Origin of the sequence: Mycolicibacterium sp. MU0053 (genome assembly GCF_963378095.1) — a bacterium.
Lineage (GTDB): Bacteria > Actinomycetota > Actinomycetes > Mycobacteriales > Mycobacteriaceae > Mycobacterium > Mycobacterium burgundiense.
On the sequence record NZ_OY726397.1, the window covers coordinates 3003414 to 3028902 of the forward strand.

23 protein-coding genes are annotated in these 25489 nt (G+C 67.2%); 11 read left to right on the plus strand and 12 right to left on the minus strand.

Annotated features, from left to right (window positions below; genetic code table 11):
• Positions 1 to 29 precede the first annotated feature (29 nt).
• The gene (locus RCP80_RS13925) at positions 30 to 431 is read right to left on the minus strand and encodes a secondary thiamine-phosphate synthase enzyme YjbQ (protein WP_308478233.1); all 402 of its coding nucleotides are present in this window, start codon (positions 429 to 431) and stop codon (positions 30 to 32) included.
• A 93-nt stretch (positions 432 to 524) separates the two neighbouring features.
• On the opposite strand from RCP80_RS13925, the gene RCP80_RS13930 reads away from it, so the two are divergent.
• A complete protein-coding gene (locus tag RCP80_RS13930) occupies positions 525 to 815 on the plus strand; it encodes a GlsB/YeaQ/YmgE family stress response membrane protein (RefSeq protein WP_308478234.1) in 291 nt (96 codons plus the stop codon).
• Here the strand turns inward: RCP80_RS13930 and RCP80_RS13935 are convergent.
• Positions 812 to 2173, minus strand: coding sequence for a replication-associated recombination protein A (locus RCP80_RS13935; protein WP_308478235.1), 1362 nt, complete (start codon positions 2171 to 2173; stop codon positions 812 to 814). The two genes, RCP80_RS13930 and RCP80_RS13935, sit on opposite strands and share 4 nt — an antisense overlap.
• Positions 2174 to 2291: 118 nt before the next feature.
• Between RCP80_RS13935 and RCP80_RS13940 the strand changes: the two genes are divergently transcribed.
• Entirely contained in the window at positions 2292 to 2879 is a 588-nt protein-coding gene (locus RCP80_RS13940; RefSeq protein WP_308478236.1) for a hypothetical protein, read from the plus strand.
• A gap of 15 nt (positions 2880 to 2894) precedes the next feature.
• On the opposite strand, the gene RCP80_RS13945 is transcribed toward RCP80_RS13940, so the two are convergent.
• From RCP80_RS13945 to RCP80_RS13965, 5 genes are read right to left on the minus strand one after another with little or no spacing between them, the layout of a single operon-like run.
• Positions 2895 to 3734, minus strand: a complete 840-nt coding sequence (locus RCP80_RS13945; protein WP_308478237.1) for a DUF3097 domain-containing protein — start codon at positions 3732 to 3734, stop codon at positions 2895 to 2897.
• Positions 3735 to 3794: 60 nt separating this feature from the next.
• Positions 3795 to 4859, minus strand: coding sequence for a zinc-binding metallopeptidase family protein (locus tag RCP80_RS13950; RefSeq protein WP_308478238.1), 1065 nt, complete (start codon positions 4857 to 4859; stop codon positions 3795 to 3797).
• Positions 4852 to 5748, minus strand: a complete 897-nt coding sequence (locus RCP80_RS13955) for a transglutaminase family protein (RefSeq protein ID WP_308478239.1) — start codon at positions 5746 to 5748, stop codon at positions 4852 to 4854. The genes RCP80_RS13950 and RCP80_RS13955 overlap by 8 nt, the downstream gene beginning before the upstream one ends.
• On the minus strand, positions 5745 to 8366 hold the full coding sequence (locus RCP80_RS13960; RefSeq protein WP_373693346.1) for a circularly permuted type 2 ATP-grasp protein: 2622 nt from the start codon (positions 8364 to 8366) through the stop codon (positions 5745 to 5747). Before RCP80_RS13960 ends, RCP80_RS13955 begins: the two co-directional genes overlap by 4 nt.
• A gap of 26 nt (positions 8367 to 8392) precedes the next feature.
• Positions 8393 to 8857 (minus strand): winged helix-turn-helix transcriptional regulator, encoded by a 465-nt coding sequence (locus RCP80_RS13965; protein WP_308478241.1) that lies wholly within the window; start codon positions 8855 to 8857, stop codon positions 8393 to 8395.
• Positions 8858 to 8951: 94 nt separating this feature from the next.
• Here RCP80_RS13965 and RCP80_RS13970 point away from each other — a divergent pair, with 94 nt between their 5' ends.
• From RCP80_RS13970 to RCP80_RS14010, 9 genes are all read left to right on the plus strand, one after another.
• Positions 8952 to 10136 (plus strand): thiolase family protein, encoded by a 1185-nt coding sequence (locus RCP80_RS13970; protein WP_308478242.1) that lies wholly within the window; start codon positions 8952 to 8954, stop codon positions 10134 to 10136.
• A 130-nt stretch (positions 10137 to 10266) separates the two neighbouring features.
• Complete coding sequence (locus RCP80_RS13975; RefSeq protein ID WP_308478243.1) at positions 10267 to 11451, plus strand: thiolase family protein; 1185 nt, start codon at positions 10267 to 10269, stop codon at positions 11449 to 11451.
• Positions 11452 to 11553: 102 nt separating this feature from the next.
• Positions 11554 to 12315 (plus strand): SDR family NAD(P)-dependent oxidoreductase, encoded by a 762-nt coding sequence (locus RCP80_RS13980; protein WP_308478244.1) that lies wholly within the window; start codon positions 11554 to 11556, stop codon positions 12313 to 12315.
• A 37-nt stretch (positions 12316 to 12352) separates the two neighbouring features.
• The gene (locus RCP80_RS13985; protein ID WP_308478245.1) at positions 12353 to 13486 is read left to right on the plus strand and encodes an acyl-CoA dehydrogenase family protein; all 1134 of its coding nucleotides are present in this window, start codon (positions 12353 to 12355) and stop codon (positions 13484 to 13486) included.
• Positions 13483 to 15291: an enoyl-CoA hydratase gene (locus RCP80_RS13990; protein ID WP_308478246.1), complete on the plus strand. Its 1809-nt coding sequence runs from the start codon at positions 13483 to 13485 to the stop codon at positions 15289 to 15291. The genes RCP80_RS13985 and RCP80_RS13990 overlap by 4 nt, the downstream gene beginning before the upstream one ends.
• A gap of 21 nt (positions 15292 to 15312) precedes the next feature.
• Entirely contained in the window at positions 15313 to 16122 is an 810-nt protein-coding gene (locus RCP80_RS13995) for an enoyl-CoA hydratase/isomerase family protein (protein WP_308478247.1), read from the plus strand.
• Between the two features lie 2 nt (positions 16123 to 16124).
• A complete protein-coding gene (locus RCP80_RS14000) occupies positions 16125 to 16886 on the plus strand; it encodes an SDR family NAD(P)-dependent oxidoreductase (RefSeq protein WP_308478248.1) in 762 nt (253 codons plus the stop codon).
• 72 nt (positions 16887 to 16958) lie between these two features.
• Positions 16959 to 17546: a TetR/AcrR family transcriptional regulator gene (locus RCP80_RS14005; RefSeq protein WP_308478249.1), complete on the plus strand. Its 588-nt coding sequence runs from the start codon at positions 16959 to 16961 to the stop codon at positions 17544 to 17546.
• 168 nt (positions 17547 to 17714) lie between these two features.
• On the plus strand, positions 17715 to 19226 hold the full coding sequence (locus RCP80_RS14010; RefSeq protein WP_308482842.1) for a class I adenylate-forming enzyme family protein: 1512 nt from the start codon (positions 17715 to 17717) through the stop codon (positions 19224 to 19226).
• Between the two features lie 66 nt (positions 19227 to 19292).
• Here RCP80_RS14010 and RCP80_RS14015 read toward each other — a convergent pair whose 3' ends face one another.
• From RCP80_RS14015 to RCP80_RS14035, 5 genes are read right to left on the minus strand one after another with little or no spacing between them, the layout of a single operon-like run.
• Entirely contained in the window at positions 19293 to 20729 is a 1437-nt protein-coding gene (locus RCP80_RS14015; RefSeq protein WP_308478250.1) for an MCE family protein, read from the minus strand.
• Position 20730: 1 nt separating this feature from the next.
• On the minus strand, positions 20731 to 21861 hold the full coding sequence (locus RCP80_RS14020) for an MCE family protein (protein WP_308478251.1): 1131 nt from the start codon (positions 21859 to 21861) through the stop codon (positions 20731 to 20733).
• A complete protein-coding gene (locus RCP80_RS14025; RefSeq protein WP_308478252.1) occupies positions 21858 to 23144 on the minus strand; it encodes an MCE family protein in 1287 nt (428 codons plus the stop codon). Before RCP80_RS14025 ends, RCP80_RS14020 begins: the two co-directional genes overlap by 4 nt.
• Positions 23141 to 24451: an MCE family protein gene (locus RCP80_RS14030; RefSeq protein WP_308478253.1), complete on the minus strand. Its 1311-nt coding sequence runs from the start codon at positions 24449 to 24451 to the stop codon at positions 23141 to 23143. Before RCP80_RS14030 ends, RCP80_RS14025 begins: the two co-directional genes overlap by 4 nt.
• Entirely contained in the window at positions 24448 to 25476 is a 1029-nt protein-coding gene (locus RCP80_RS14035; RefSeq protein ID WP_308478254.1) for an MCE family protein, read from the minus strand. The genes RCP80_RS14030 and RCP80_RS14035 overlap by 4 nt, the downstream gene beginning before the upstream one ends.
• Between the last annotated feature and the right edge of the window lie 13 nt (positions 25477 to 25489).

Genomic DNA, 25489 nt, shown 5'->3' on the forward strand with positions numbered 1-25489 from the left:
GGACCGTCCCACACTACCGGTCGGGCGGATCAGCCAGCCACGAAGCTCAACCGCACCGATCGCAGCGGATTGTCCCTGTTCAGATCGACCAGTACGACACTCTGCCAGGTGCCCAACAGCGGCCGGCCACCCTGCACCGGGATGGTGACCGACGGCGACACCAAACCGGGCAACACGTGGTCGGCCCCGTGGCCGGGCGATCCGTGCGCATGGCGGTAGCGGTCGTCGCGCGGCAGCAACCGCTCCAGGGCGTCCACCAGATCGTCGTCGGAACCCGCACCCGTCTCGATGATCGCCACGCCGGCCGTGGCATGCGGGACGAAGACGTTGCACAGCCCGTCACCGCGCCCGGCGCAGAAGCCGCGCACCTCGTCGGTGAGATCGGCGGTGCGACGGCGGGTGGTGTCGACTTCGAGTACATCGGTGTCCATTCCTTCAGGGTAGGCAGGGTTTGTCCGGCCCGGTGGCGGGGTATTTCACCTCCCACCAGCTCGTCCCACCCACTCACCGAACGAGGTAAGAAAATGACCGTCACCGGAGTCATCACGGCAATCCTGATCGGCGCAGTCATCGGTGTGCTGGCCCGGCTGATACTGCCCGGCAAGCAGGCGATCGGAATGGTGCTGACCGTCGTGGTCGGTATTGTCTCGGCGCTCATCGGCACCTGGCTGGCCCAGGCCATGGGTATCTCGACCAACACCGGCGGGGTCGACTGGCTCGAACTGCTGGTCCAGCTGGTCGTCGCGGTCATCGGCGTCGCCCTGGTCGCGGCGGTGATGGGGCGGCGGCAACGCTCGGGCCTGGCGCGGCGCTAGCGCCTCACCAGCCGGCGAATGATCGCCCGCAACCGCTCCACCCGGGCGCCGAGCTCACGCTCGGCGCCTCGGGGTGTGGGGCGATAGTAATCGGTGCCCACCAGCTCGTCTGGTGGATACTGCTGGGCCGCAACACCATCCGGCGCATCGTGGGAGTACTGGTAGCCCTGCGCGTTGCCCAGCGCCGCGGCCCCGGAGTAGTGGCCATCACGCAGATGCGGGGGCACCATCCCGGCCTTGCCGGCCTTGATGTCGCTCATCGCGGCGCCGAGCGCCGTGGTGACCGCGTTGGACTTGGGCGCGGTCGCCAGGTGCACGGTGGCGTGCGCCAACGTCAACTGCGCCTCGGGCATCCCGATCAGCTGGACGGTCTGGGCGGCCGCGACCGCCAGCGGCAGCGCGGTCGGGTCGGCCATCCCGATGTCCTCGCTGGCCAGGATCATCAGGCGGCGGGCGAGGAAGCGGGGGTCCTCCCCCGCGGTCAGCATCCGGGCCAGGTAGTGCAGTGCCGCGTCGACGTCGGAGCCGCGGACGGATTTGATGAAGGCGCTGACCACGTCGTAGTGCTGATCGCCGTCGCGGTCGTAGCGGACCGCGGCGCGGTCCAGGGACTGTTCCACCGTTTCCACCCCGACCGCGGCACCCGTCGACTCGACGGTCTCGGCTGCGACCTCCAGTGCGGTCAGGGCGCGGCGGGCGTCCCCGGCGGCCAACTGGACCAGCAGTTCCACCGCGTCGTCGTCGACCGCGACCTTGCCGGCCAGACCGCGCTCATCGTCGATGGCGCGGCGGATCACCGTTTCGATGCCCGCGGGGTCGAGCGGCTGCAACTGCAGGATCAGCGAGCGCGACAGCAGCGGCGCCACCACCGAGAACGACGGATTCTCGGTGGTCGCCGCGACCAGCAGCACGATCCGGTTCTCGACCGCGGCCAACAGCGCGTCCTGCTGGGTCTTGGAGAACCGGTGCACCTCGTCGATGAACAGCACGGTCTGTTCGCCGTAGGCGGCGGCCCGCCGGGCCACGTCGATGACGGCGCGCACCTCCTTGACCCCGGCCGACAGCGCCGAGAGCGCCTCGAATCGGCGGCCGGTGGCGCCGGAGATGAGCGAGGCCAGCGTGGTCTTGCCGGTGCCCGGGGGGCCGTAGAGGATCACCGAGGCCGCCCCGGACCCGTCGACGAGCCGGCGCAGCGGCGAACCGGGCTTCAGCAGGTGATCCTGGCCGACCACCTCATCCAGGGTCGCCGGGCGCATCCGGACGGGCAGCGGCGCCGACGGTCCGCCCGCGGGGATGCCCGCGCCGGAGGCGGGCTCGCCCGGGGGGTCGGGTCGCACATCGAACAAACCGTCGGACACGTCTTAAGTGCTACCACGATCAAGCGACATATCCGAGGCCGATTTGGCGCTGACCCGTGACCGGGCCCGACAGAAGGTGATAAACCTTGTTCACACAATTCGCCCGGAGGAGCACGCTATGAGGTTGCGACAGCGGATCGGCCTGACCGGCGCGGTCGCCGTGCTGGCCGCGATGGGGACCGCCGCGCCGGCGACGTCCGCACCGCCGGTGCCACCGCCCGACGGCCAGTATGCCTACAGCCAGCCCGGGAAGGTCGACGCGGTCTGGAGCATGCAGTCGATCTGCGCCCAGGCCAGTGGCACCCGGGCCCAGCCCGACTACTCCGATCCGCACATCCAGACCCTGGGGTGCGTGCTCAACGTGACGGGTACGACCGACCGCCCGGCCAATCCCGAGGAACGGCTACTCAACCTCGCGGGCCGGGCGCGGCTGTCCAACGGCCTGTGGGCCTTCGAGTTCAACCCGCCCAACGGGCAGGTGTGCCCCGACGGGAGCACGGCTCGGCTGCAGCAGAAGTTCGAGTTCAGCGAGGTCACCCTGACCGGGACGCGGACCACGCTGTGGGGCGACGAGTGCGGCCGCCCGCCGGGGATGACCAAGGAGCCGTTCAGCCTGACGTTGATCGAGATCCTCGATCCGCCCGTCGTGGAGCGGTTCCCGATGGACTGCAACTATCTGGCGGGCCGGCCCAGCATCTGCTCATAGCGCCGGCGGCGGCGCTCAGGCCGGTGCCGTCACGAAGTCGATGAGTTCCTCCACGCGCCCGATCAGGGCCGGGTCGAGGTCGTTCCAATCGCGGACCCGCGACCGGATGCGCTGCCAGGCGCGGGCGATGTCGGCCTGGCTCTGATGCGGCCAGCCCAGGGCGGCGCAGATGCCGCGCTTCCACTCCACGCTGCGGGGAATGGTCGGCCATTCGCGCAGACCGACCCGGGCCGGCTTCACGGCCTGCCAGATGTCGACATAGGGGTGACCGACCACCAGCGTGTGCGCCGCGCCGGGCCCGCGGGCCACCGCGTCGGCGATGCGTTCTTCCTTGGACCCGGACACCAGGTGGTCGACCAGCACCCCGAGTCGGCGCCCGGGACCGGGCGCGAAGTCGGCCACGATCGCGGCGAGATCGTCGACGCCGCCCAGGTATTCGACCACCACACCCTCGACGCGCAGGTCGTCGCCCCACACCTGTTCGACGAGTTCGGCGTCGTGGCGGCCCTCCACGTAGATCCGGCTGCCCAACGCCACCTTGGCGCGCGCGCCGCGCACCGCGACCGATCCGGACGCGGTGCGCGCCGGTGCCGTTGGACCCGTCTTGCGCGGCGGCGTCAGGATCACCGGGGCCCCGTCGATCAGGTAGCCCGGGCCGACGGGGAAGCCACGGACCCGCCCGTGCCGGTCCTCGAGGTCCATCCGCCCGTATTCGACCCGGACCACCGCGCCGACGTACCCGGTGCCGGCGTCCTCGACCACCAACCCCACCTCCACCGGGCGTTCGGTGGCGCGCACCCGGGTGCGTCGATGCGGATCGCTGGCCAACACGTCTTTTCCGTAGCGGTCACTCACACCGAGCGATCCTAGGGAGGGCAACCGCGTTTGTGCGGTTACGCCACTCCCGCGCGCTCCTCAGCCGCCGGCGGCCGCCAGCTTGGCCGGATTCGAGGTCACCTCGTCGATGACCTGGTGGATGAACCGCATCTTCTCCAGCACCACGGTCGGCAGCACGAAGGGGTACAGGTCGTCGTGGCCCATCGACCGGTTCACCATGTTCAGCGCCCACGTCAGCGGCAACCACATCCGGATGATCGAGTCGAAAGCGCTGGGCCCCAACGCCCGCCGATCGAACGTGGCCCCGGCCGGGACGAAGCCGAAGGCCGCCGCGGTGTCCAGGGTGTCGCGGATGTGCAGATAGTGGGCGAACGTCTCGGCCCAGTCCTCGGCGGCGTGCATGGTGGCATACGACGAGACGTAGCTCTCCCGCCACCCCGCCGGGGCGCCGTTCTCGTAGTGCCGGTCCAGCGCGTCCTGATAGTCGGCGTCCGGGTCGCCGAACAAGTCGCGAAAGCGGGTCAGATACTGCGGGTCGGTCTCGATCAGTCGGTAGTAGTAGTAATGCCCGATCTCGTGCCGGAAATGGCCCAACAGCGTCCGGTAGGGCTCATCCATCGAGACCCGCAGTTGCTCGCGGTGCACATCGTCGCCCTCGGCGAGATCCAGTGTGATCACCCCGTTCTCGTGGCCGGTGAACACCTTGCCGTGGGTACTGGACAGCAGGTCGAAGGCCAGGCCGTACTGCGGGTCGGTGAATCGGTCGACGATGGGCAGCTTCAACTCGGCGAGTTCGACGATCAACCGCCGTTTGGCCGCCTCGGCCGCCGCGAACGACTTCAACGCGGGGTCGCCGTCGCTGGGCCGGGTGCGGGTCAACCGGCAGGACGCACACAGCTCACCCTGCTCCGGATCCCCCGGGGTCAGCTTCACCAGCCAATTGCATTCCGCCAGATGCATATTGGCGCACAGCCGGTATTCGCTGGAGTCCACCGCCCCGTCGTGCTCACTGTCGGGACCCGAGGTGATGACCAGCAGCACCGAATCCTGCAGCGAGAACCCCACGGCGCTGCCGCAGGCCAGGCACAGCGAGTTCTCGAAGGCCAGGTGCTGACCGCAATTCGGGCACAGGAAATCACGCATGTCGTACTCCTTCGTCACACGGTACGACGTCGACCGCCACGTCGATCTCGCTCTGCTCGGAATCGGTGTAAATAATGCCGCGCAACGGCGGGACGTCGGCATAGTCGCGGCCCCGGCCCACCAGGATGTAGCGCTCGTCGACGAGTTGGGCGTTGGTCGGGTCCAGGCCCAGCCACTGATCCTGCGGCGTCCACACCGCCGCCCAGGCGTGCGTTGCGTCGACACCCACCATGCGTTCCCTTCCCGGCGGTGGATCGGTGGCCAAGTAACCCGAGACGTAGCTGGCCGCCAGCCCGTTGGCCCGCAGACATGCGATCGCCAGCCGCGCGAAGTCCTGACATACCCCTTCCCGGGCCGCCAAAACCTCCGCGACCCTGGTCGACACCGTGGTGGACCCGGAGCGGTAGGTGAAGTCGGCGTGGATGCGCCCGTTGAGATCGCTGAGCGCCTCGATCAGCGGGCGCCCCGGGGTGAAACTCGGTGCGGCGTAATCACGGACGGCGGCGGTGATCTCCGGGGGCTGCAGATCGAGCGTGAATTCGACGGCCGGCACGCCGTCGGACCCGACGGGCCGGGCGATCTCCCACGGCGCCAGCGCCGATCCCGCGCGGTACAGGTCGGCGGGCCGCGGATCGACCTCGACCACCGAGGTGCCGGTGACCCGCAGCCGTCGGTGCCGATCGGTGATGTGAAAGTAGGTGCTGACATTGCCGTATCCATCGCGGCTCACCGAGCGGTCCGACGGTTCGGGATCGATGTCCAGATCATGGCTGAGGCAGCGCTGCCACGGGGTGTCGCGCGGGGTCAGGAAGCCGCGGCCGTACGAACTCGTGACGACCTCGGCGTAGCGGTACACCGTCTCGTGGGTGATGCGGTAGCGCCGGGTCATGGCATCCGCCGGCGTTGGTCGGGGCCCCACAGGGGCTGCATCCCACCCGGCAGCGAGAGCTGGGTGGCGGTGAGCACCGCGGTGAGCTCATCGAGGCCGGCCCGCACCTCATCGAGCAGGCCGCGCAGCCCGACGCGAACGCCGTGCGCGTCGGATTGCTCGAGCTGTTCGGGGTCGGTGCGGCGCAGCCGGGTGTTGATGTCGTCGACCAGGCGTTCGGGACGCGTGGACCCGGAGGCGCCGGGCAGTACCCGCAGCTGGGTCCGCAGACAGTCGAGCTGATACACCAGCGAGCGCGGATTGTTCGCGTCGAACAGCAGCAGTTCGGCCACCGCGGCGACGCTGACCTTGCCGAGGTTGCGGCGCCGGTAGATGACTGCGGATTCGCAGGCCACCAGCGTTGATTCGGTGATGGTCTGGGCCGCCTCCCGGCTGCGGGTGGTGGTCAGCGTGGCGCGCAGCAGCCCGGCCACGAGCTGCGCGCGCTCGATCCGTTTTCCGATGTCCATCGTGGTCCAGCCGACATCCCGGACCATCGACTCGGCCGCGACCCCCGACAGCGCGAGCATGCCGCTCAGAGTCCGCGCGTGCGCGGTGGCCATCCGGGTGTCGGCCAGGCTCGGGATCTCCGGCGGGTCGCTGGACAACCGCAGCACCGCGCGGTCCACCGAGGCCAGGATCATCCAGGTGTCATGGGACAGCTGATCGCGCACGGCGCGGGCGGCGAACCCGAGGCGCTCGACGGACTGCGCCAGCGAGCCGGGCCGGTCCCGGTCTGCGGTGAGCGACCACAGCGTGGTGGGTGCGGTGGCGATCAGCTCCGCCTGGTCGCCACCGTCCGGCTCGGCTCCGGTGAGCTCGCCCAGCGCCGTCAGCAATACCGGCACACACGCGCTGGCCGCGCTGTGTTGGCGGTGCCGATACTCGTGATAGCGCTCCCGGGTCACGGTGAGCAGGCGGGCCATCAGCTCGGCGCGTTCGGCATAGCGGCCCGTCCAGAACAGATCCGACAGTGCCCGCGGCGAACTGACCGCGCCGGCACCGACCGCTCCGATCGGGACCGAGAGGTCCGCCGTCGGGCCGGCGATCGCCGGTTCGGTGCCCGACCGGGACGACGGCAGCACCCAGATGTCTTTGGCGGCATGGTTTTCGGGTCGATAGCCGACGGCGCCGGGCGCCGCCACGTAGCCGAGGCCGCCGATCATCGGGGCGTAGCCGTTGCGCTGCGAGACCGTGAACAGGCGCATGCCCACGCTCGCCGACACCAGTGCGTTGGCGTCGCCGAGGGTCGGTGCGGACGAGAACTCGGGCGGCTCCTGCCCGATCCATTGCCACGGGGTCGCGGCGATGCGGGCCGCCAACCGCTCGCGCTGGGCGCCCGACAGCCCCGCACCGACGATGTCCGGACCGCCCAGCGCCGACCGGATCACCAGGGCGTCCAGGTTGGCCAGCAGGTGGCTGCGCTCGGTGTCGATGCCACCCCAGTAGGTGGGCACCGTCGGCAATTCCGGTGTCTCACCGAGCAATCGGTGGGCGAGTTCGGGCAGGAAGCGCAGCATCGCCGGGCTCTCCAGGATCCCGCTGCCCAGCGTGTTGACCACGGTCACCGCGCCGCGGCGCTGCGCCTCGACGAGCCCCACCACCCCGAGGCGCGAGTCCGGGCGCAGATCCAGCGGATCGGAGTACGCGGCGTCGACCCGGCGCAGCACCACGTCGACGCGTTTGAGGGTGCCCAGCGAGCGCATCCACAGGGCGCCGTCGCGGACCACCAGATCGGCGCTCTCGACCAGCGGAAAGCCCAGTGTGGAGGCGAGATAGGCCTGATCGAAGGCGGTCTCGGAGTGAATGCCGGGCGTGAGCACCACGACGAGGGGGTCCTCGGCGGCCTCGGGCGCGGCCTCGATCAGCGACAGCCGCAGCGTCTGGGCGAACTGCGAGGTGGCCCGCGGGGCCAGCTGTTCGTAGAGTTCGGGGATCGCATGCGCCACCACGCGGCGGTCGGCCATGGCATAGCCCGCTCCCGAGGGCGCCTGGGCCCAGTCGGCGTTGACCACGAACCCGTCGCCCCCCCGCCTGCTGATATCGCAGCCGTGCAGGAACAGTTGGTGCCGGCCGGGCACCGCGAGGCCCCGCGCCGCGCGGAGGTAGCCGGGGTGGGCGAAGAGCAACGGCGCCGGCAGGACACCGCTGGACAGCGACTCCTGCGGCCCGTACAGATCGGTCAGCACCGCGTCGAGCAACCGGGACCGCTGCACCAGGCCGGACTCGATCCGGTCCCAGTCCGACGGGGTGATCAGCAGCGGAATCGGATCGAGCTGCCAGGGCACCGGAACCCCGGACAGGGTGTAGGTGATGCCGTCGTTGTCGACCAGCGTGCGCACCTCGTCGCGCAGTCGGCCGAGACCCCCACGACCGCGCCGACCGAGTGCCGCGGCGGTTTCGGACCAGGCCGGCCGGATGTTGCCGGCGGCGTCGACGAACTCGTCGTACCCGATCCCGGTGGCGCCTTCGGGTTCGAACAGCGCCGCCTGGGCCCGGGCGGCGCGGTACCCGTTCAGGACCGACACCGTCACCTCCCCATCAGTTGGCACACCGGCTGCGCCACGACCATTCTCCACCGGTGCCCGTGGCGGCGCAGCGCCAGTCAGCGCTGCCGCACGACCAGCTCGGCGCCCGGCACGTGATGCCCCTTTTCACAACGCATTTGCGCCGTTGCCTCGGCCCCGCAGCCGTCGTGGGTCAACCGCAGCGGGGAATCGTCGGGCAGATGCCGGCGCCCCCATTCGAACAGTGCCCACACCACGGGCATGAAGTCGAGGCCGGACTGGGTCGGCACATATTCGTCCCGGCTGCGCTGGCCCGGCTCCCGATAGGGCTGGCGCCGCAGCAGGCCCGCGTCGACAAGGTCGCTCAGCCGTGCCGAGGCGGCGGCCTTGGTGATACCGACGCGGCGCCAGAAGTCGTCGAATCGGGTGGTGCCGTAGTACGCCTCGCGCATGATCAGCATCGCCGACTTGGTCCCCACCAGTGTCATCGCCTTCTCGATCGGACACCGGCCCACCGCGGACCAGGCGTCCCGCTCGGCGAGTGCCCCTTGCAGCATTCCCACGGAATCAACCTCACCTCTGAGTTGTTATGACTATACCCAGGTTCTAACCTGGGTAGATATCAGAATACTCAGCACACGGCCGGAGGAGACACAGATGAGCGGCTACGCAGGACGAGACGCGGTGATCGTGGGCGCGGTACGCACCCCCATCGGTAAGGGCAAGGCCACCGGCGCACTGCACGACGTGCTGCCCGCGGACCTGCTCGCGCACAGCCTTCGCGAGGTGGTCGAGCGCACCGGCGTGGACCCCGCACTCGTCGACGATGTGATCGCCGGAGCGGTTACCCAGGTCGGCGATCAGGCGGTCAACATCGCCCGCAACGCCGTGCTCGGCGCCGGCTTCCCGGAATCCGTTCCCGGCACCACCGTGGATCGGCAGTGCGGAAGCTCACAACAGGCCCTGAGCTTTGCCGCCCACGGCGTGCTGGCCGGCGCCTACGACATCGTCATCGCCGCCGGCGTGGAATCGATGTCGCGGGTACCGATGGGCACCTCGGTGTTGCCGGGCAGCGATCCGTTCGGCCTGGGCTTCGCGCAGCGCTACTCCGAAGGCCTTGTGCCCCAGGGCATCAGCGCCGAACTCATCGCGGCCAAATGGAACTTGTCCCGCGCCCAGCTCGACGAATTCTCCGCCACGAGCCACGAAAAGGCGGCCCGCGCCACCACGGATGGGCGCTTCGAGAACGAACTGACCCCCATCGCCGGGCTGAGCACCGACGAACTCGTCCGGCCCGATATCTCGCTGCAGACCTTGGCCGGACTCAAATCCGCCTTCTACAACGAGGCGTACGCAACGCGGTTCCCCCAGATCAACTGGGAGATCACCGCGGGCAACTCGTCACCGCTGTCCGATGGCAGCGCGGCGGTCATGATCACCAGCGGCGACACCGCCCGGCGACTCGGACTGCGGCCACTGGCCCGCATCCACACCAGCACCGTGGTGGGCTCCGATCCGCTCTACATGTTGACCGGCATCATCCCGGCGACCGAGAAGGTCCTGACCCGTGCGGGATTGACGCTGGCCGACATCGACCTGTTCGAGGTGAACGAGGCGTTTGCGCCGGTGGTGCTCAGCTGGGCGCTGGAGACCGGCGCGGACCTGTCCAAGACGAACGTCAACGGCGGGGCCATCGCGCTGGGGCATCCACTCGGCGCCAGCGGGGCCCGCATCATGACCACGCTGGTCAACGCTTTGCAGCAGCGCGGTGGCCGGTACGGCTTGCAGACGATGTGCGAGGCCGGCGGGATGGCCAACGCCACCATCATCGAGCGGTTGTAGGTCTCTCGCATCGGCGGTGCCGCGAATCCGCGGGCCCGACAACAGCGCCCCGACCGCCCCTTCAATCTGAACCAGTTGGTAAGGTTTTGATTCGACAAGGAGCAGCGGGTCGCGGGGCTGGAGGATGGCAATGCGGGAAGCAGTGATTACGGGCGTGGGGATGACACGCTTTGGCAAACATCAAGACCGGAGCCTGGCCAGCCTTGCGGCGGAGGCGCTCGCCGAGGCACTCGCCGATGCCGACCTGCCGGACGGCGCACCGCCGATCGGGATGGCGTATTTCAGCAACGTCTTGGCCGGAGTCCTGGTGGGCCAGGAATCCAATCGTGGCCAACACGCGCTGCGCGACACCGCGCTACGCGGAGTCCCCCTGATCAATGTGGAGAACGCGTGCGCATCCGGCGCCACCGCGCTCAACCAGGCCTGGCTGTCGGTTGCCTCGGGACAGGTCGATGTCGCTGTGGCGGTCGGCGCGGAGAAGCTACACATCGCAGACAAGAGCAAGGCGCTCACCGCCCTGACGACCGCGCTGGATCAGGAACGGCTGGACGAAGTGAAGGCTGACCTGGGCAGCACCGGATCCGGATCCGTGTTCATGGATATCTATGCGCGCTTCGCGACCTGGTACATGGAGCGCACCGGAGCCACCCGCGAGGATTTCGCCCGAGTTGCCGTCAAGAATTCGCGGCATGGCGCCGCTAACCCCAAGGCGCAGTACGGCGGTCGGCTGACCCTTTCCGAGGTGCTCACCGGACGCCAGGTCAGCGGGCCCCTCACGGTGCCGATGTGCGCACCGATGAGCGATGGCGCGGCGGCGGTGGTGGTCACCAGTCGCGAGGTCGCGCAACGATGCGCGACGGCCCCGGTTCGAATTCTGGCCAGCATCGTCGGGTCCGGCCGGCCGGGGGTCTACGGCGAGCTGGTTCCGGACGTCGCTCGGCGTGCCTTCGACGCCGCCGGGATCGAGCCGGGCGACGTTGACGTCGTCGAATGCCACGATGCCGCCGCGCCGGCCGAGCTCATCGTCCTCGAGGAACTGGGCCTGTGCGCGCCCGGTGCAGCACTCGATCTGCTGCGCACCGGTCAGACGCGGATCGGCGGACGGCTGCCGGTGAATCCGAGCGGCGGACTGCAATCAAAAGGACACCCGCTGGGAGCCACCGGCCTGGCCCAACTCGTCGAGCTGACCGACCAACTCCGCGGTCGGGCCGGTGCGCGACAAGTCGCCGGCGCCCGACTCGCGCTGGCCGAGAATGCGGGCGGATACCTCGGCCCCGACGCGGCAGCGGCCACGGTGACGATCCTCGGCAGATAACCGGAAAGCCTCCGCCGCGCACGCCCGGCGCGATAAACTACGCACTTTATTCTAACTAACCGGTAAGCTTTAACCAGAGTTCGCTCAGGATGGGATGGGACAGTGGTCGGCCAACTCGCAGACAAGGTCGCGGTCGTGATGGGATCCGGCCGCGGCATCGGCGCAGCCATCGCACAACGCTTCTCGAACGAAGGCGCGACGGTCGTGATCGTCGATGTGTCCGACCGCGCCGCGAAGGCCTGCGCCGGCAGGATCGGCGCCTCGGCAATACCGATGCGCTGCGACGTTGCGAACGAGGACGACGTCGCGGCCACTCTCACCACCGCGGTCGCTCACACCGGCGGCCTCGACATCTTGGTCAACAACGCCGCGCTGGGCTCGGCGACGCCGATGGTTGAAACGACCCGCGCCGACTGGGACCGGGTGCTCGGAATCACGCTGAACGGCACATTTCACACCATGAAACACGCCGTCCCGCATCTGCGGCGCCGGGGCGGCGGAGCCATTCTCAACATCTCGTCGATCGCCGGTCGGCACGGCATGCCTTCGATGGCTGCCTACAGTGCGGCCAAAGCTGGAGTCGATGCGCTGACGCGCACCGCGGCCGTGGAATTGCGTGCCGACAACATCCGCGTCAACGCAATCGTACCCGGGATGATCCGGACGGCAGCCGCAGCCGCAGCCACCGGACCGCTGTCCACCGCGCTCGGCATGCCGGTCGAGGAATTCATCACCGATCGCCAGCAACGGTGGGGTGAGCCCGACGAAGTCGCCGCGGTGGCAACACATCTCGCCGGAGGCGATGCGTCATTCACCACCGGAATGTTCTATCTGCTCGACAACGCTTCGTCGTTGATGCCCTAACCCAGGCGCCCGTCCCTACCCAGGAGGAACTATCACGATGTCGACCACGGCCGACAACACTTTCGTCGAATCGGTACGAGCGTTCGCCCAGAAGGAGTGCGGCTCGCCAGAGCAGCGCAAGAAGCTGCGCGGCGACGGATCGCTCACCCACAACGCGGAACTGTACGCAAAGCTGGCCGATCTGGGCTGGATCGGCGCGTCGATACCGGTCGCGTACGGCGGAGGCGGCGGCAAGCCCAGCGATGCGTGTCGCCTCATCGAAGAAATGGCCTACGGCCAGGCACCCCTGTTCGGCCTCGGGGTGAGCCTGGTCAGCTCGACCATGGTCGAACGCTTCGGAACCGAAGCACAGAAGATCGACATCCTGGGTGGCGTGTGCCGGGGCGAGGTGCTCGCCACCGCCATCAGTGAACCAGGCGCGGGCTCGGATCCCGGTTCGATGATCTGCCGCGCCGAGCGGCGGGGCGACTCTTACGTGATCAACGGGCAGAAGACCTGGATCTCATGTGCGCACATCGCCACTCGAATCCTGGTGATGTCCCGGACCGACAACAGCGGCGACAAGCACGACGGCATCACGATGTTCGATGTGCCGGCCGATGCGGCCGGACTGACCATCCGGACCATCCCGACGCTTGGCGGCGACGAGGTCAACGACGTGTTCTTCGATGACGTCGTGGTGCCTGCCGACCGCGTGATCGGCACCGAAGGACGTGCCTGGCACCAAATCATGCGTGGTCTGAACACGGACCGGCTGATGTGCGGGGCGATGTTTCTCGGACAGGGCCGACGCACCTTCGAGGACTCCCTCGAATACCTGCGGCAGCGCGAGCAATTCGGACGACCCATCGGCAGCTTCCAAGCGTTGCGGCACCGGATCGCCGACCTGGCGACGGAACTCGAATGCTGTCGGCTTCTCGTCGATGACCTGGCGCGGAAGTTGGACGACGACCCGGACCGATGCGTGCCGCGGGAAGCCTCGATGGTGAAGTTGAAGGTCACCGAAACGGCGAAACGCCTTGCCGTCGAGGGTATGCAGTTCCTGGGCGGCGCGGGATACACCCTCGAACACGACATGGAGCGCCACTTGCGCGAAAGCATCATCGGCACGGTCTACGCCGGCACCAGCGAGGTTCAGCGCGAAATCATCGGAAGGTCGTACGGGCTGTGAGTACTGAATCGTCAGCTGCCCAGATTCGCTACGAGCAACCGCGCGCGGGCGTGGCCCGAATCGTGCTCGCCAGCCCCGATAAACGCAACGCTCAGGACCGTGCGATGTTGCATGAGCTCGACGACGCGTACCTTCGCGCCGTCGGAGATGAATCCATCCGGGTCATCATCCTCGCCGCCGACGGACCGGACTTCTCGGCCGGCCACGACCTGCGAGCCGACACCGCCTATGACATGACCGGCGTCACCCCGCGCACGCTCACGGGTGGCTTCACCGCGCCGGGTGCCGAGGGCTGGTACGCCACCGAGGCCGAGCTATTCCTCGGATTGTGTCTGCGCTGGCGCGACATTCCGCGGCCGACCATCGCCCAGGTGCACGGGCGGGTGATCGGCGGCGGACTGGAACTCATCTGGCCGTGCGACCTGATCATCGCCGCCGACGACACGGTCTTCCACGACCCGATCAGCGCCTTTGGTTGCGCGGTCGCCGAATACTTCGTGCACCCTTGGGAGCTGGGCCATCGGCGGGCCAAAGAGATGCTTTTCACCGGTGAGCCCATCGACGCGTTCGACGCCGAGGCACTTGGCATGGTCAACCGGGTCGTGGCCCGGCAGAAACTCGAAGCCGAGACGCTTGCGCTTGCCGAGCGGATCGCCAGCCGACCGAGCTTCGGCCTCCGGTTGGCCAAGCGTGCGGTCAACAACGCGCTCGACTTACAGGGACAACGGGCCGCGGTGGAATGGGCCTTCGATGCCCACCACCTCGCACATTCGCACAACCGCGAACGTTACGACAGCATCGTCGATCCCGCCGGCGCCGAGCTGATCCGCGCCGAAGCCCGCAGCCGACACACCCGGCCTCGGGCCGGTTATCTGACGAATCCGATGACAGCCACCGATTCCAACGAGGAGGACCCGATGCAGCGGCAGTACACGACGATCGTCGAGGGAGGCGACTACTTCGAAGGCGCCCGCTGGCGCGACGGACGCTGGTATGTGTCCGACGCATTGAAGGGTGTGGTCTGCGCTTTCGACGCAGCCGGGCGGCGCGAGGATCTCATGCAGGTCGACGCACTGTGCTCGGGCTTGGGCTGGTTGCCGGACGGCACGCTACTGGTGGTGTCCATGAAGGATCGAGCGTTGTTGGCGCGCAGCGTCGATGGATTCGTGCGCCGCCACGCGGACCTGTCCGAGCTGTCGCCCAATTGGATCAACGACATGTACGTCGATGCGATGGGTCGCGCCTGGGTGGGAACCATCGGGTTCGCGATTCACGAGGGCGAGACGCCGCGGCCCGGTGAGCTCTTCCGGGTCGACCCGGACGGGACCGTTGCCGTGGCTGCAAGTGACCTGTGGTGCCCCAACGGCGTCGTGGTCACCGCCGATGGCCGCACGTTGATCGTCGCCGAATCGTTCGCCGCTCGGCTCACGGCGTTCACCATCGATGCGGACGGAACGCTGGGCAATCGTCGTGTCTTCGCCCAGTTCGGTCCGCCCCCGGCATTGGCCGGACCCGCGGAGATGATCGCGGCGACCGAGCTCGCCCCCGACGGCATGACGATCGATTCGCAGGACCATGTCTGGGTCGCCGACGCGAACCATCAACGTTGTGTGCGCGTCTCCCCCTCCGGTCAGATCGTCGACGAAGTCGCCCATCCCGGAGGCGTCAACGTATACACCTGCGCCCTCGGTGGCCGAGACGGCCGACAATTGCTGCTCGCGGCGGCAGATGGATTCTTCGAAGCGATTCAGGGCGTCAGCGGGACCGCAGCATTGCTGTCCACGCCCGTCGACGTCCCCGCCTGAACACACTCGACAGGATTGATGATGACCAACAACGAAATCCCTTCCAACGGTGCTGATTCCGAAGTTCGATACGAAGTTCGAGATGGCGCGGCCTGGATCATTCTCAACCGGCCGGCCGCCCGAAACGCGTTGTCGCACGAGCTTCTCGGAGGTGTCGGCGCCGGCCTGACCAGAGCCGCTGGCGACCCCGCGGTCCGGGCCGTGGTGATAGGTGCGGCCGGTACGGCATTCTGCGCCGGCGCCGACCTCAAACGAGTCGGCGCGATGAACGACCACGACAACGTGGTGGGCTTCCTGAAAGCAGCTGCGGCGCTTTTCGAACAGGTCGCCGAGCACCCGCAGCCCGTCATCGCCGCGGTCCAGGGCATCGCGGTCGCAGGGGGTTTGGAACTCGTACTTGCCTGTGACCTCGTCATCGCCACCACGGACGCGGTGTTCAGCGACGGGCACGCCCGCTACGGGCTGTTCCCCGCAGCCGGCGGCGCCACCCGACTGCCCCGCAAGATCGGTCCCAACCGGGCCAAGCAGTTGCTGTTCACCGCCGAAAGCTGGACCGCGCAACGGATGTACGACGCCGGCCTGGTGAACGAGGTAGTGCCGAGCGACGAACTCGAGCACAGCGTGTCCGCGCTCGTAGTGCGAATCGCAAGGCACAGTCCACTGGGAATCACCGGGATGAAACGCCTCGTCGACGACGGCTCCGACCGGCCGTTGCCCGAGGCACTCGCCTTGGAACTCGCAGCGTGTACCGAGTACGCGCAGAGTGTCGACTTCGCCGAGGGGCTGAGCGCCTTCGGCGAGCGGCGCGAGCCGAAGTTCATCGGGGCGTAGCTATGAAAATCGAGAACAAGGTCGTGGCGGTGGTCGGCGGGGCGTCGGGGTTGGGCCGCGCCGTCTGCGACGAGTTCGCCGCCGCGGAAAGCCGGGTCGTTGTCGTCGACCGGGATGGCGACGCGGCGCGGCGGGTGGCGGCCGGTTTGTCCGGTGCGCTGGCGGTGCAGGCGGACATCACCTGCGCCACGTCGATGGAGCAGGCCGTGGAGACAATCCTGGAGGCCTTCGGGGCGTTGCACGTCGATGTCAACACCGCCGGGGTGGTGACGGCGGCCAAACTGGTATCGAGGGGCCGGCCCGCCGAGCTGAGCCCGTTCGCGCACACCGTGGGCATCAACCTGATTGGGACGTTCAACGCGATGCGCGTCAGTGCCGCCGCGATGCTCCGCAACGAACTCGACGATGGCGAGCGAGGTGTCATCGTGAACACGGCGTCCGGTGCGGCATTCGAGGGACAGAGTGGACAGGCCGCCTACAGCGCGAGCAAGGCGGGCATCGTCGGTCTCACGTTGCCTGTCGCACGGGACTTGGCGGGCACCGGAATTCGGGTCAATGCCATTGCCCCGGGATTGTTCGACACCCCGATGTCGGCCGGGCTGCCCGACCCCGTGCGTGACGGCCTGTTGGAATCCGTGCTGGAACCGAAGCGGCTCGGCCGGCCCAACGAGTTCGCCCGGCTGGTGCGCCACCTGGTGGAGAACGAATACCTCAACGGTGAATGTGTTCGCCTCGACGCGGCGACACGCCTGCTTCCCCGATGAACACCTCGGCCAGTACAGTTATCTTTACCAGCGAGAATGGAATGCGCCGTGGCGCAGCGGGAGGGAGTCCGAATGGCACGCCGACGCGTCACCTCCGTGCAGGAGTTGGTGGACGCCGCGGCGCGGGTGTTCGAACGGGTCGGCTATGTCGATGCGACCATCGCCGACATCGCCGCGGAAGCCGGGGTCAGCAAGCCCACCGTGTACCAGTACGTCGACTCCAAGCGCTGGCTACTGGAAACCATCGTCGAGCAGATCATCTATCCGCTCCGACACAACATCGAACAGATTCTGACCAGCGATGATGCGGCGCGAGACAAACTGGTCGAGTTCATCCGCGTGCACGTCGAATCAGCCATCACCTATCGGACGTACTACGCGGTCCTCACCGCGGACCAGCACCAACTCTCTCCACAGGCGTTGCGCAACTACCTGTCCTGGGCTCGCGACGTCAACCACGCCACCGAGAAGTTGCTCCACGAATGTGCTGAAGCCGGTGTCATCCGGGACGATCTGGACATCGGCACCTCGGCGCACCTGCTCAATGGGATGCTGCTGTCCATCGCCCGCTGGTTCCACAGCACCGGCCGTGTCACCGCCGAGGAACTCGTGGACCAGGTGGTGGGGATGCTCAGCGGCTACATCCTCGATCAGCCCTGATCCCGGTCCGATTCCCGGACAACCTAACCAGCAAGTAACTATTCATGTGCAGTCGAAGACCCCTGGTCGGGTACGGCTGCGCACTCGCACCACATCGAACTTCACCCGCGAGCAGAAGTCAGGAGACGTGCCGTGACCACCCCCGCTGAGGTACTGCGCCGCAATGCGATGACAGCAGGCGACAAAGCCGCTGTGCGATTCGAGGGCAGGACACAAACTCATCGCGAATTATACGAGCGCGCAAAGCGACTCACAAACGCACTTCGAGCGCACGGAATCACCAAAGGTGAGCGCGTTGCCGTCGCCGCGGACAACTGCTTCGAGACCATGGAGATTGTGGCCGGGCTGACCTTGGGCGGCTACGTCCGCTGTCCGCTGTACGCCCACGATGGCCCGGACCGACATCGTTACCTGATCGGTCTCACCGAGCCCGCCGCGATCATCGTGCAGGACAAGTACTTCGCTGCCCTGGCGCCGGTATTCGCTCAGTGTCCGTCCATGCGGGCTGTTGTGGTCCTGGGTTCCGAAGCCGCGTCGCCGGCTCTCGACTACGAGGCGATCCTGAGGCAGGCGACAGTCGACGAGCCGGACGCGGAGATCGCGCCCGACGACGCGCACCAGATCCGTTTCTCCGCGGGCACCACCGGACTACCCAAAGGCATCCTGCACACGCTAGGCGCGTGGATGGCCGCCGGCGACGAGGTGCTCGCCGATGTGTCACCGCCGCTGACCGCGGAGGATTGCTATCTCGCAGCAAGCCCGCTGACCCACGCTGCGAGCGTCCCCGTGTGGCCGATCCTGGCCGCCGGCGGAACCATCGTGGTGATGCCCGCATTCGACGCGGGCAGGTTCCTGCAACTGGTGGAGGACGAGCATGTCACCGTGACGCTCCTCGTCGCCACCATGGTGCAGATGATCACCACCCACCCGGAGGCCACGGCGCACGATCTGTCCAGTTTACGGGCCGTCTTCTACGGGGCGTCGCCGATACCCGAGACCACCCTGGTCGCCGCATTGCGGTTGTGGGGCAACGTGATGTACCAGAGCTACGGGCAAAGCGAGGCCATCCCGGTGGCGGCACTGCTGCCCGAGCATCACGTTGTCGACGGTTCACCCGAACAGCGCCGGCGCCTGCGTTCCGCCGGAAAGGCAACGCCGAATTCCGGGATCCGTATCGTCGACGAGGACGACAATATCTTGCCGCCGGGGAAGGTTGGCGAGATCGTGGTCAACTCCCCCGGCCGGATGAAGGAGATCTGGCGCGCACCGGAGGTCACCGCGCAGCGGCTGACCGAGGACGGGTGGGTGCGTACCCGCGATATGGGATGGCTGGACCACGATGGGTTCCTCTACCTGGCCGACCGCAAGGAGGACATGATCATCTCCGGCGGCTACAACATCTGGCCGGCCGAGTTGGAGAACGTTCTGGTGGAGCACCCGGCCGTCCGCGAGGCCGCCGTGGTGGGCATCCCGCACGAGAAGTGGGTCGAAACCCCGCACGCCGACGTCGTCCTCGAAGATGGCTGTGCCGCAACCGTTTCCCCACAAGATCTGATCGATTGGACGCGGGAGCGTCTCGGGTCGGTCAAGAAGATCACCAGCGTCGCGTTTGTCGAGACGCTGCCGAAGACCCCGATCGGGAAGGTGTTGCGGCGCGAGATCCGCGACCGGTACCGCTGATTTCCAGTGATTTCGGTGCGCTGGGGGGCGCTGAGCGCCCCCCAGCGCACCGAAATCGCCACTGCGTCAGGGCATCAGCAGGCTCTGCCAGGTACGCTCCCCCTCGGGCGCCGGGGCCAAATTGGTCTGAGTGACGGTCTTGCCGTCCGGTCCCACGTACGTCCCGGTCGCCGGGTCGTACTCGGCGAACGCCACCGGCGGGACCGGTGCCGCATCGGCCGCCGGCGCGCTGGTCAACTGCGGGATGTCCTGCCCGGACAGCGTCGCGTTGGGATCACCCTTCCAGTTGAGGCCGTCGTTGAGCGGGACATACTCTTCATCGCTCTCACACATCTGCCACGTGGGGGCCCGCTTGCCCGGCCGCGTCACACACGGCGTGTTGCGGGCGCCGCGCACGTTGAAGCCCGAATCCTGCGGGGTTCGGCAGTACAGATCGCCGGGCGGCCGGTCCGGATAGTCCTGGAGCGACGGCACCCGCTGCTGAGCGACCGGGAGGAATCCGGTGGTGCACGGTGGCGGCAGGTTCACGTTCAAGTTGAAACTCAGGTAGGCGCCCGTGTACTTCTGGGGGGCGTTGCGGTTGGCCACCCCGATGGCCTGCATGGCGGCCGCACCCTGCGGTAGCAACACCAGCAATTGCTCGATGTTGTCCCGGTAGGTGACGGCCACCTCTCCGAGACTGACCATGTTGGCCAGCACAATGGGTAGCGTCGGCGCTACCCGGTCGAACAGCTGTCGCACTTCGCCGAGGGCCGAGGGGCCGTCCCGTAGGACGCCCTGCAGATCACCGTCGGTGGCTCGCAGCTGGTCGGTGACGGACGCGACGTTGGCCGCCCAGGCCCGCACGGCATCCGAGGTCTCGGTCTGCGTATTGAGCACCGGCGCGGCCTGGTCGAGTAATGCGGTCCAGGCGTCCAGGTTCTCCTCGGCGTCGAGGGCGACTGCAGCTGAGCCCTTGACCAGCCGCGAGATCTCCGGTCCCAGACCACCGACGGCAAGATAGGCCTCATCGACAAGTGTCTTCAGATTGTCCTGCGGCACGGCGCCCAAACCCGCGTTGGTGGCATCCAGCAGCGTGTTGATGTCGGGCGGCACCGAGGTCCGATCGACGGGTATCACGTCACCGTCCTTCAGGTCCGGCCCCTCGCCGCTGCGCGGTAACAGGGTGATGAACTGTTCACCGACCGCAGTCTGGCTGTGCACCTGGGCATCGAGGTCGGCGGGGATCCTGGTGTTGGAGTCCAATGTCAACTGCGCTTGCACCCCGCCGCCGCGCATGAGCATGACCGATGTCACCTCACCGACCGCAGTGCCCCGGTAGGTCACGTTCGCGCGTTCGTAGAGCCCAGCCGCATCCGGCAGTTCGACAGTCACGCTGTACTTTCCGATGTCGAACAACAAGCTGGGCAGTTTGATGTAGACCAACATCAGCGAAACGAAAGCCAGCGTCGACACCGTGCCGACGATGGCCAACTGCAGCCAAATCCGTCTGGTTATGCGCATTTCAGCGGCCCTGATCCATTCGGTAGGGGACCACCAGCGGGTTTCCGGCGGTGTACGGGCTGGGCAGTTGCCCGATGGTGCGGCCCCACTGCATCTCCAGTTCGGTCAGGTTGCCCTCCCAGCGGGTGCCGGTGAAGAACGACGAGTCCAGCCGACTCAGCGTGAGGTCGATCACCGCGCTGAGATTCGAATAGTCGCCACGCTGCCATTTGGTGATCGTCTCCTTGGGCCACGGGAAGGTGGAGTAGAAGCTCAGGGAGCGGGTCAACGACGGGCCCGCGTCGGCCAGCGACTGTAGCACCGGCCCGAGGTCCTTGAGCTCCTTGACCAGGTTCTCCTTGGTCAAATGAACTGAGTCACCAGCTAATTCACTGAATCGTCCCATTTGGTGAAATGCGTCGGTGAGGGTGTCGCGTTGGTCCCGCAGTACCGCCACGGCATCCGGCAGCGTGCGCAGCGCGTTGTCGACGACGGGCCGCTGATCGGCCACCTGACCGACGAGCGAGTTGAGGCTTTCGACGGCTCCGATGATCTCCTCGGTTTGGTTCTCGCCGTGCTCGATGAACAGATCGACCTGTTCGATCAGGCTGCGCAGATCATCTTCGCGGCCCGCGAACGCCGTGCTCAACGACTGGGTGATGTCGTGGAGGTTGCCGATGCCGCCCTGGTTGAGCAGCAACGACACCGCGGCCAACGCCTGTTCGGTGGAGGGGTAGCGGCTGCCCGACGACAGCGGGATCAACGATCCGTCCTGCAGTCGTCCGGAGGGCGGGGCATCGGTGGGCGCCGCCAGTTCGATGTGCAGCGAGCCGAGCAGGCTGGTTTGTCCGACGGTAGCGGTGGTGTTGGCCGGCAACTCGACGTCCCCGTTGAGCCGCATGGTCACCAGGGCGTGCCAATCCTGCAACTCGATCTTGGTGACGTTGCCGACGGTGACGTCGTCGACCCGCACCCGGGAGTTGCGCTCGATGTTGTCGACATCGGGCAATTGCGCCCGCACTGTGTAGGCTCCCGGCCCGCCGCCCTCGGTCCCGGGCAACGGCAACGTGTTCGCGCCCTGCCACTCTGAGCAGCCGGACACCGCGAGGCTGACGGATACCGCCAGCGCCGCAGTTCCCACCACGCGCCTCATGATCCGCCCCCGGGCGGTAGCATCAGGGATTCCAGTCCGGAGCCAGGCTGGTGTGCCGGCGCTTCCGCGCTGTGCGACACCACTTCTGCAGGCGGGGCCGGCGGGCCCGGCGGAATGTAGTCCGGCCGCATCCAATCCTCGCTGTAGGTGATCTCGTTCGGCCGTGCCGACGGACCCACGATCACGTTCTCGCCGATCGGCGGGAAGTTGTACTGGCGGTTCTTCACGATGGGCGCCAGATACTGGACACACAACTTCGCTGATTGTTCGGCCCCCAGCCGTGATGCCGCCTGCACGGCGCTGCAGAGGAACCCAATCGGATCAGCGAAGTTGGTGATGGCCAGGCCACTGGTCATGGTGCCCTGCGCCGGCTGGTAGATGTTCAGGAAGTTCTGAAAGACGTTGGGCGTCAGGTGCAGGGTCTGCTTGATGTCATCGAGGCTGTCGTGCAGTGCCTGGCTGACCGAGGCAAGCTTGTCGGTCGTGGTGCCCAGCGTCTCGCGATTATCGGCGACGAACGAACCGACCTCTGCCACTACCGAGTTGACGTTGCGAACGGCGTGCCCGACCTCGCCGGGGTCATTGGCGAGCAGCCCCGTGACCGAAGCGATGTTCTGGTTGAGGTACCGCATCAACTCGGTGCTGTTGGTCAGGGCGGACACCAGGATCGACAAACTCTCCACGGTGGAAAAGATGTCGTCGCTGTGGTCTCCGAGCATCGAGAACGCTTGCGCCAGTTGGACTACCGCTTCGCGGATGTTGGCACCCTCGCCGCGCACGTTGTCTGCGGCGGTATTGATGTAGGAGCCCAGGGTACTCACTCCCCCGGCCTCGGTGGGCTGCAGTGTCTCGGTCAGTCGTTCGAGTTGCTCTCGGAAGTCGTCCCATTCCACCGGCACCGCGGTGCGATCCGCGGTGATGACGGCACCGTCCTGCAGCAGTGGCCCCCCGGTGTAGGCCGGTGTCAGCTGGATCGCGCGGGCGGTGACCAGCGACGGTGACAGGATCACTGCCTTCGCGTCAGCGGGGACCTCGTACTTGTTCGGGTAGGAGAAACGAATCTTGACCTCGGTGGCCTGCGGCTCGATGGACTCGATCTTGCCCACCGCCACGCCGAGGATGCGGACCTCGTCACCGACGAAAATGCCGTTGCTGTTGGCGAAGTAGGCCTCCACGGTGATGCGCCGTAACGCATCGCCGGCGACCACTGTGGACAGCCCCGCGATCAGGACTGCGACCAGGACGACCGCAGTACCCAGCCGGTACTTCGTTGATGTGGTCACGGTGTCGCCTCCCCGGACGGTGCTACCTCATTGGGTGCCGGCTCATAGACCGGGCTTGGCGTGGGCTCGGGAACCGACGCCAGTTCTGGCGGCGTCTCGGCCGGCGGCCCGGGCGGCGGGCCGCCCGGCGCCGGTGCCGGCGGTGGTTCCCGGTAGGGGTAGCGCGGATCACCGGGATTGCCGGTGATCGCGTCGGGCAGCGTGGTTCTCGGCTCGCCGCCCTGCCCCGTTCGCGGAAAGGGCACCGGCAACGCGGGGGTTGCCGGCTGGCCCATCGGTGGATCGGTGCGCTCGGAGGGTAACAACACGTTGGGGTCCAGGCCGAGGTCGGAGAACGCCGCGTCGACGAACGGCTGTACGAACTGTCCGGGTAGCAGGTTGGCGATGTATGCGCTGAAGAACGGGGCCGAGGACACTGATTCGCCCAACGACATCGCATACGAGTTCAGCCGCGTGATCGACTCCTGCACATCTTCTTTGCGGTTGTCGACGATCGCCAGCACGCCGTTGAGTTTCTCCAGGGCCGGCCGCAATGTCTGACGGTTCTCGGTAATGAAGCCGTTGATCTGTTCGGCCACCGCGGCAATGCTGCCGGAGATTCGATCCAGGGCCTGGCTTTGGGATCGCAGCGCCACCAGCAATGCGTTGCTGTCGGCGATCAGATCGACCACCCGGCCGCTACGCTCGGCAAGCACCGACGTCGCTTTGTTGGCGTTGTGCAGCAGGTTGCGCAGTTGGTCATCGCGTTTGTTGAGGGTTTCGGCGAACCTCGACACTCCCTCGACCGCGATCTTGAGGTCCGGCGGTGAGTCCTGAAAAGTCTGCGCCAGTACCCGCAGCGAGTCCGAAAGCTGGTGCGTGTCCAGTCCGCTGATCGCGGTTGTCAGATCACCGATCGCCTCCGGCAAGTCATATGGTGATCGGGTACGGTCCAGCGGGATGGGACCCTCGAGGGCCTTGTCGCCGCGGGGCGTGACTTCGAGGACCTTGGCGCCGAGGATGGTCTGGGTCTTGATGGCCGCCTCGGTGCGGTCACCGAGCTGAACATCGGGGCCAACGCGGAATCGCACCCACACCCGTGGGCCGTCCAAGTCGATCGCGGACACCGAGCCGACCTTGAGCCCGGACACCTGCACATCGGCGCCGGCGGTGATCCCGCCGGCTTCACTGAAATAGCCCGAATAATCATTGCCTTGGTTGAAGAACGGCAGCTTGTCGTACTGCAATGCGCCGACGGCCAGCACGACAATGGCGCCGACACCGACGGCCCCGACGACAACCGGGTTTCGTCGCAATGGGGGCTTCATTTCGGTGCACACCTCCCGGTGCTCTGGCCGGCCATCTTGACGTACACCGGCTGGCCGCCTTTCCCGTTCAGCTTCAGCACGATGTCGCACAGGTAGAAGCTGAAGAAGTCGCCATACAGGCCTTGCCTTCCCAGCGCCTGATACGCCTCCGGCAGTGTGTCGAGCAACTCGTCGACATACTCGTGGTCGGCGACCACCAGTCCGGCCGCCCGATCCGTCTCTGCGACGACCTTCGTCAGCGGCGGCCGGGCCTGCTGCAGCAGGTCTGCGATGGAACCTGCTGCCGAATCGGCATGGCCCACCGCCGCGCTGATGTCGGACTTGCGGGCGGCAAGGCCGTCGACGAGTTCGGACAACGCAGCCACCCCTTTGTCGAACTGTGCGCTCTGATCTCCGAACGCCCCCAGCACCGAGTGCAGATTCCCGATGACCTCGCCGATGAGTTCATCGCGGTCCGCCAGCGTGTTGGTCAGCGCGGCAGTGTGCGACAACAGGGAGTTGATGGTGGACCCCTGCCCCTGGAGGGCGCGGATCAACTGCCCGCTCAACTCGTTGACCTGGTCCGGGTCCAACGCCCGGAACAGCGGACGAAAGCCACCGACGAGCGCGTCGAGGTCGAGCGCGGGCGCGGTCTGGCTCAGGGGAATGGTGTCACCCGGTTGGAGTTTCGCTGTCCCACCAGGTCCCTCCTCGAGCCCCAGATATCGGCCCCCGATCAGATCGTCATAACGAATGACAGCGCGACTACCCGAGGTCAGCGTTACCGCGTCACTCGCCGCGAATTCTACGAGCAGGCTGGAATCCGGTTGCAGGGCAATGGACTTCACCTTGCCCACTTCCACTCCCGCGACGCGCACGAAATCGCCGCTTTCCAGTCCGGTGACGTTGCTGAACTCCGCTCGGTAGTCCTGTCGATCGACAAAGCGCAGTTCTGCGAACACTGCGAACATGGCGAACAATGCGAGCGCGCACACCGCCAAAAAAACTGCCAGACGCCAAGCAATCTGGCGCATCTCGACTCTCATCGCAGCGTCGCTT

What these genes read in the sequence shown, in the direction of transcription:
- RCP80_RS14030 (WP_308478253.1), bottom strand. Translation starts at nt 24,451, where the DNA reads ATGAAGCCCCCATTGCGACGAAACCCGGTTGTCGTCGGGGCCGTCGGT.
- RCP80_RS13985 (WP_308478245.1), top strand. Translation starts at nt 12,353, where the DNA reads ATGTCGACCACGGCCGACAACACTTTCGTCGAATCGGTACGAGCGTTC.
- RCP80_RS13955 (WP_308478239.1), bottom strand. Translation starts at nt 5,748, where the DNA reads ATGACCCGGCGCTACCGCATCACCCACGAGACGGTGTACCGCTACGCC.
- RCP80_RS13975 (WP_308478243.1), top strand. Translation starts at nt 10,267, where the DNA reads ATGCGGGAAGCAGTGATTACGGGCGTGGGGATGACACGCTTTGGCAAA.
- RCP80_RS14005 (WP_308478249.1), top strand. Translation starts at nt 16,959, where the DNA reads ATGGCACGCCGACGCGTCACCTCCGTGCAGGAGTTGGTGGACGCCGCG.
- RCP80_RS13940 (WP_308478236.1), top strand. Translation starts at nt 2,292, where the DNA reads ATGAGGTTGCGACAGCGGATCGGCCTGACCGGCGCGGTCGCCGTGCTG.
- RCP80_RS14020 (WP_308478251.1), bottom strand. Translation starts at nt 21,861, where the DNA reads ATGAGGCGCGTGGTGGGAACTGCGGCGCTGGCGGTATCCGTCAGCCTC.
- RCP80_RS13970 (WP_308478242.1), top strand. Translation starts at nt 8,952, where the DNA reads ATGAGCGGCTACGCAGGACGAGACGCGGTGATCGTGGGCGCGGTACGC.
- RCP80_RS13930 (WP_308478234.1), top strand. Translation starts at nt 525, where the DNA reads ATGACCGTCACCGGAGTCATCACGGCAATCCTGATCGGCGCAGTCATC.
- RCP80_RS13925 (WP_308478233.1), bottom strand. Translation starts at nt 431, where the DNA reads ATGGACACCGATGTACTCGAAGTCGACACCACCCGCCGTCGCACCGCC.
- RCP80_RS14010 (WP_308482842.1), top strand. Translation starts at nt 17,715, where the DNA reads ATGACAGCAGGCGACAAAGCCGCTGTGCGATTCGAGGGCAGGACACAA.
- RCP80_RS13995 (WP_308478247.1), top strand. Translation starts at nt 15,313, where the DNA reads ATGACCAACAACGAAATCCCTTCCAACGGTGCTGATTCCGAAGTTCGA.
- RCP80_RS13950 (WP_308478238.1), bottom strand. Translation starts at nt 4,859, where the DNA reads ATGCGTGATTTCCTGTGCCCGAATTGCGGTCAGCACCTGGCCTTCGAG.
- RCP80_RS14000 (WP_308478248.1), top strand. Translation starts at nt 16,125, where the DNA reads ATGAAAATCGAGAACAAGGTCGTGGCGGTGGTCGGCGGGGCGTCGGGG.
- RCP80_RS14035 (WP_308478254.1), bottom strand. Translation starts at nt 25,476, where the DNA reads ATGAGAGTCGAGATGCGCCAGATTGCTTGGCGTCTGGCAGTTTTTTTG.
- RCP80_RS14015 (WP_308478250.1), bottom strand. Translation starts at nt 20,729, where the DNA reads ATGCGCATAACCAGACGGATTTGGCTGCAGTTGGCCATCGTCGGCACG.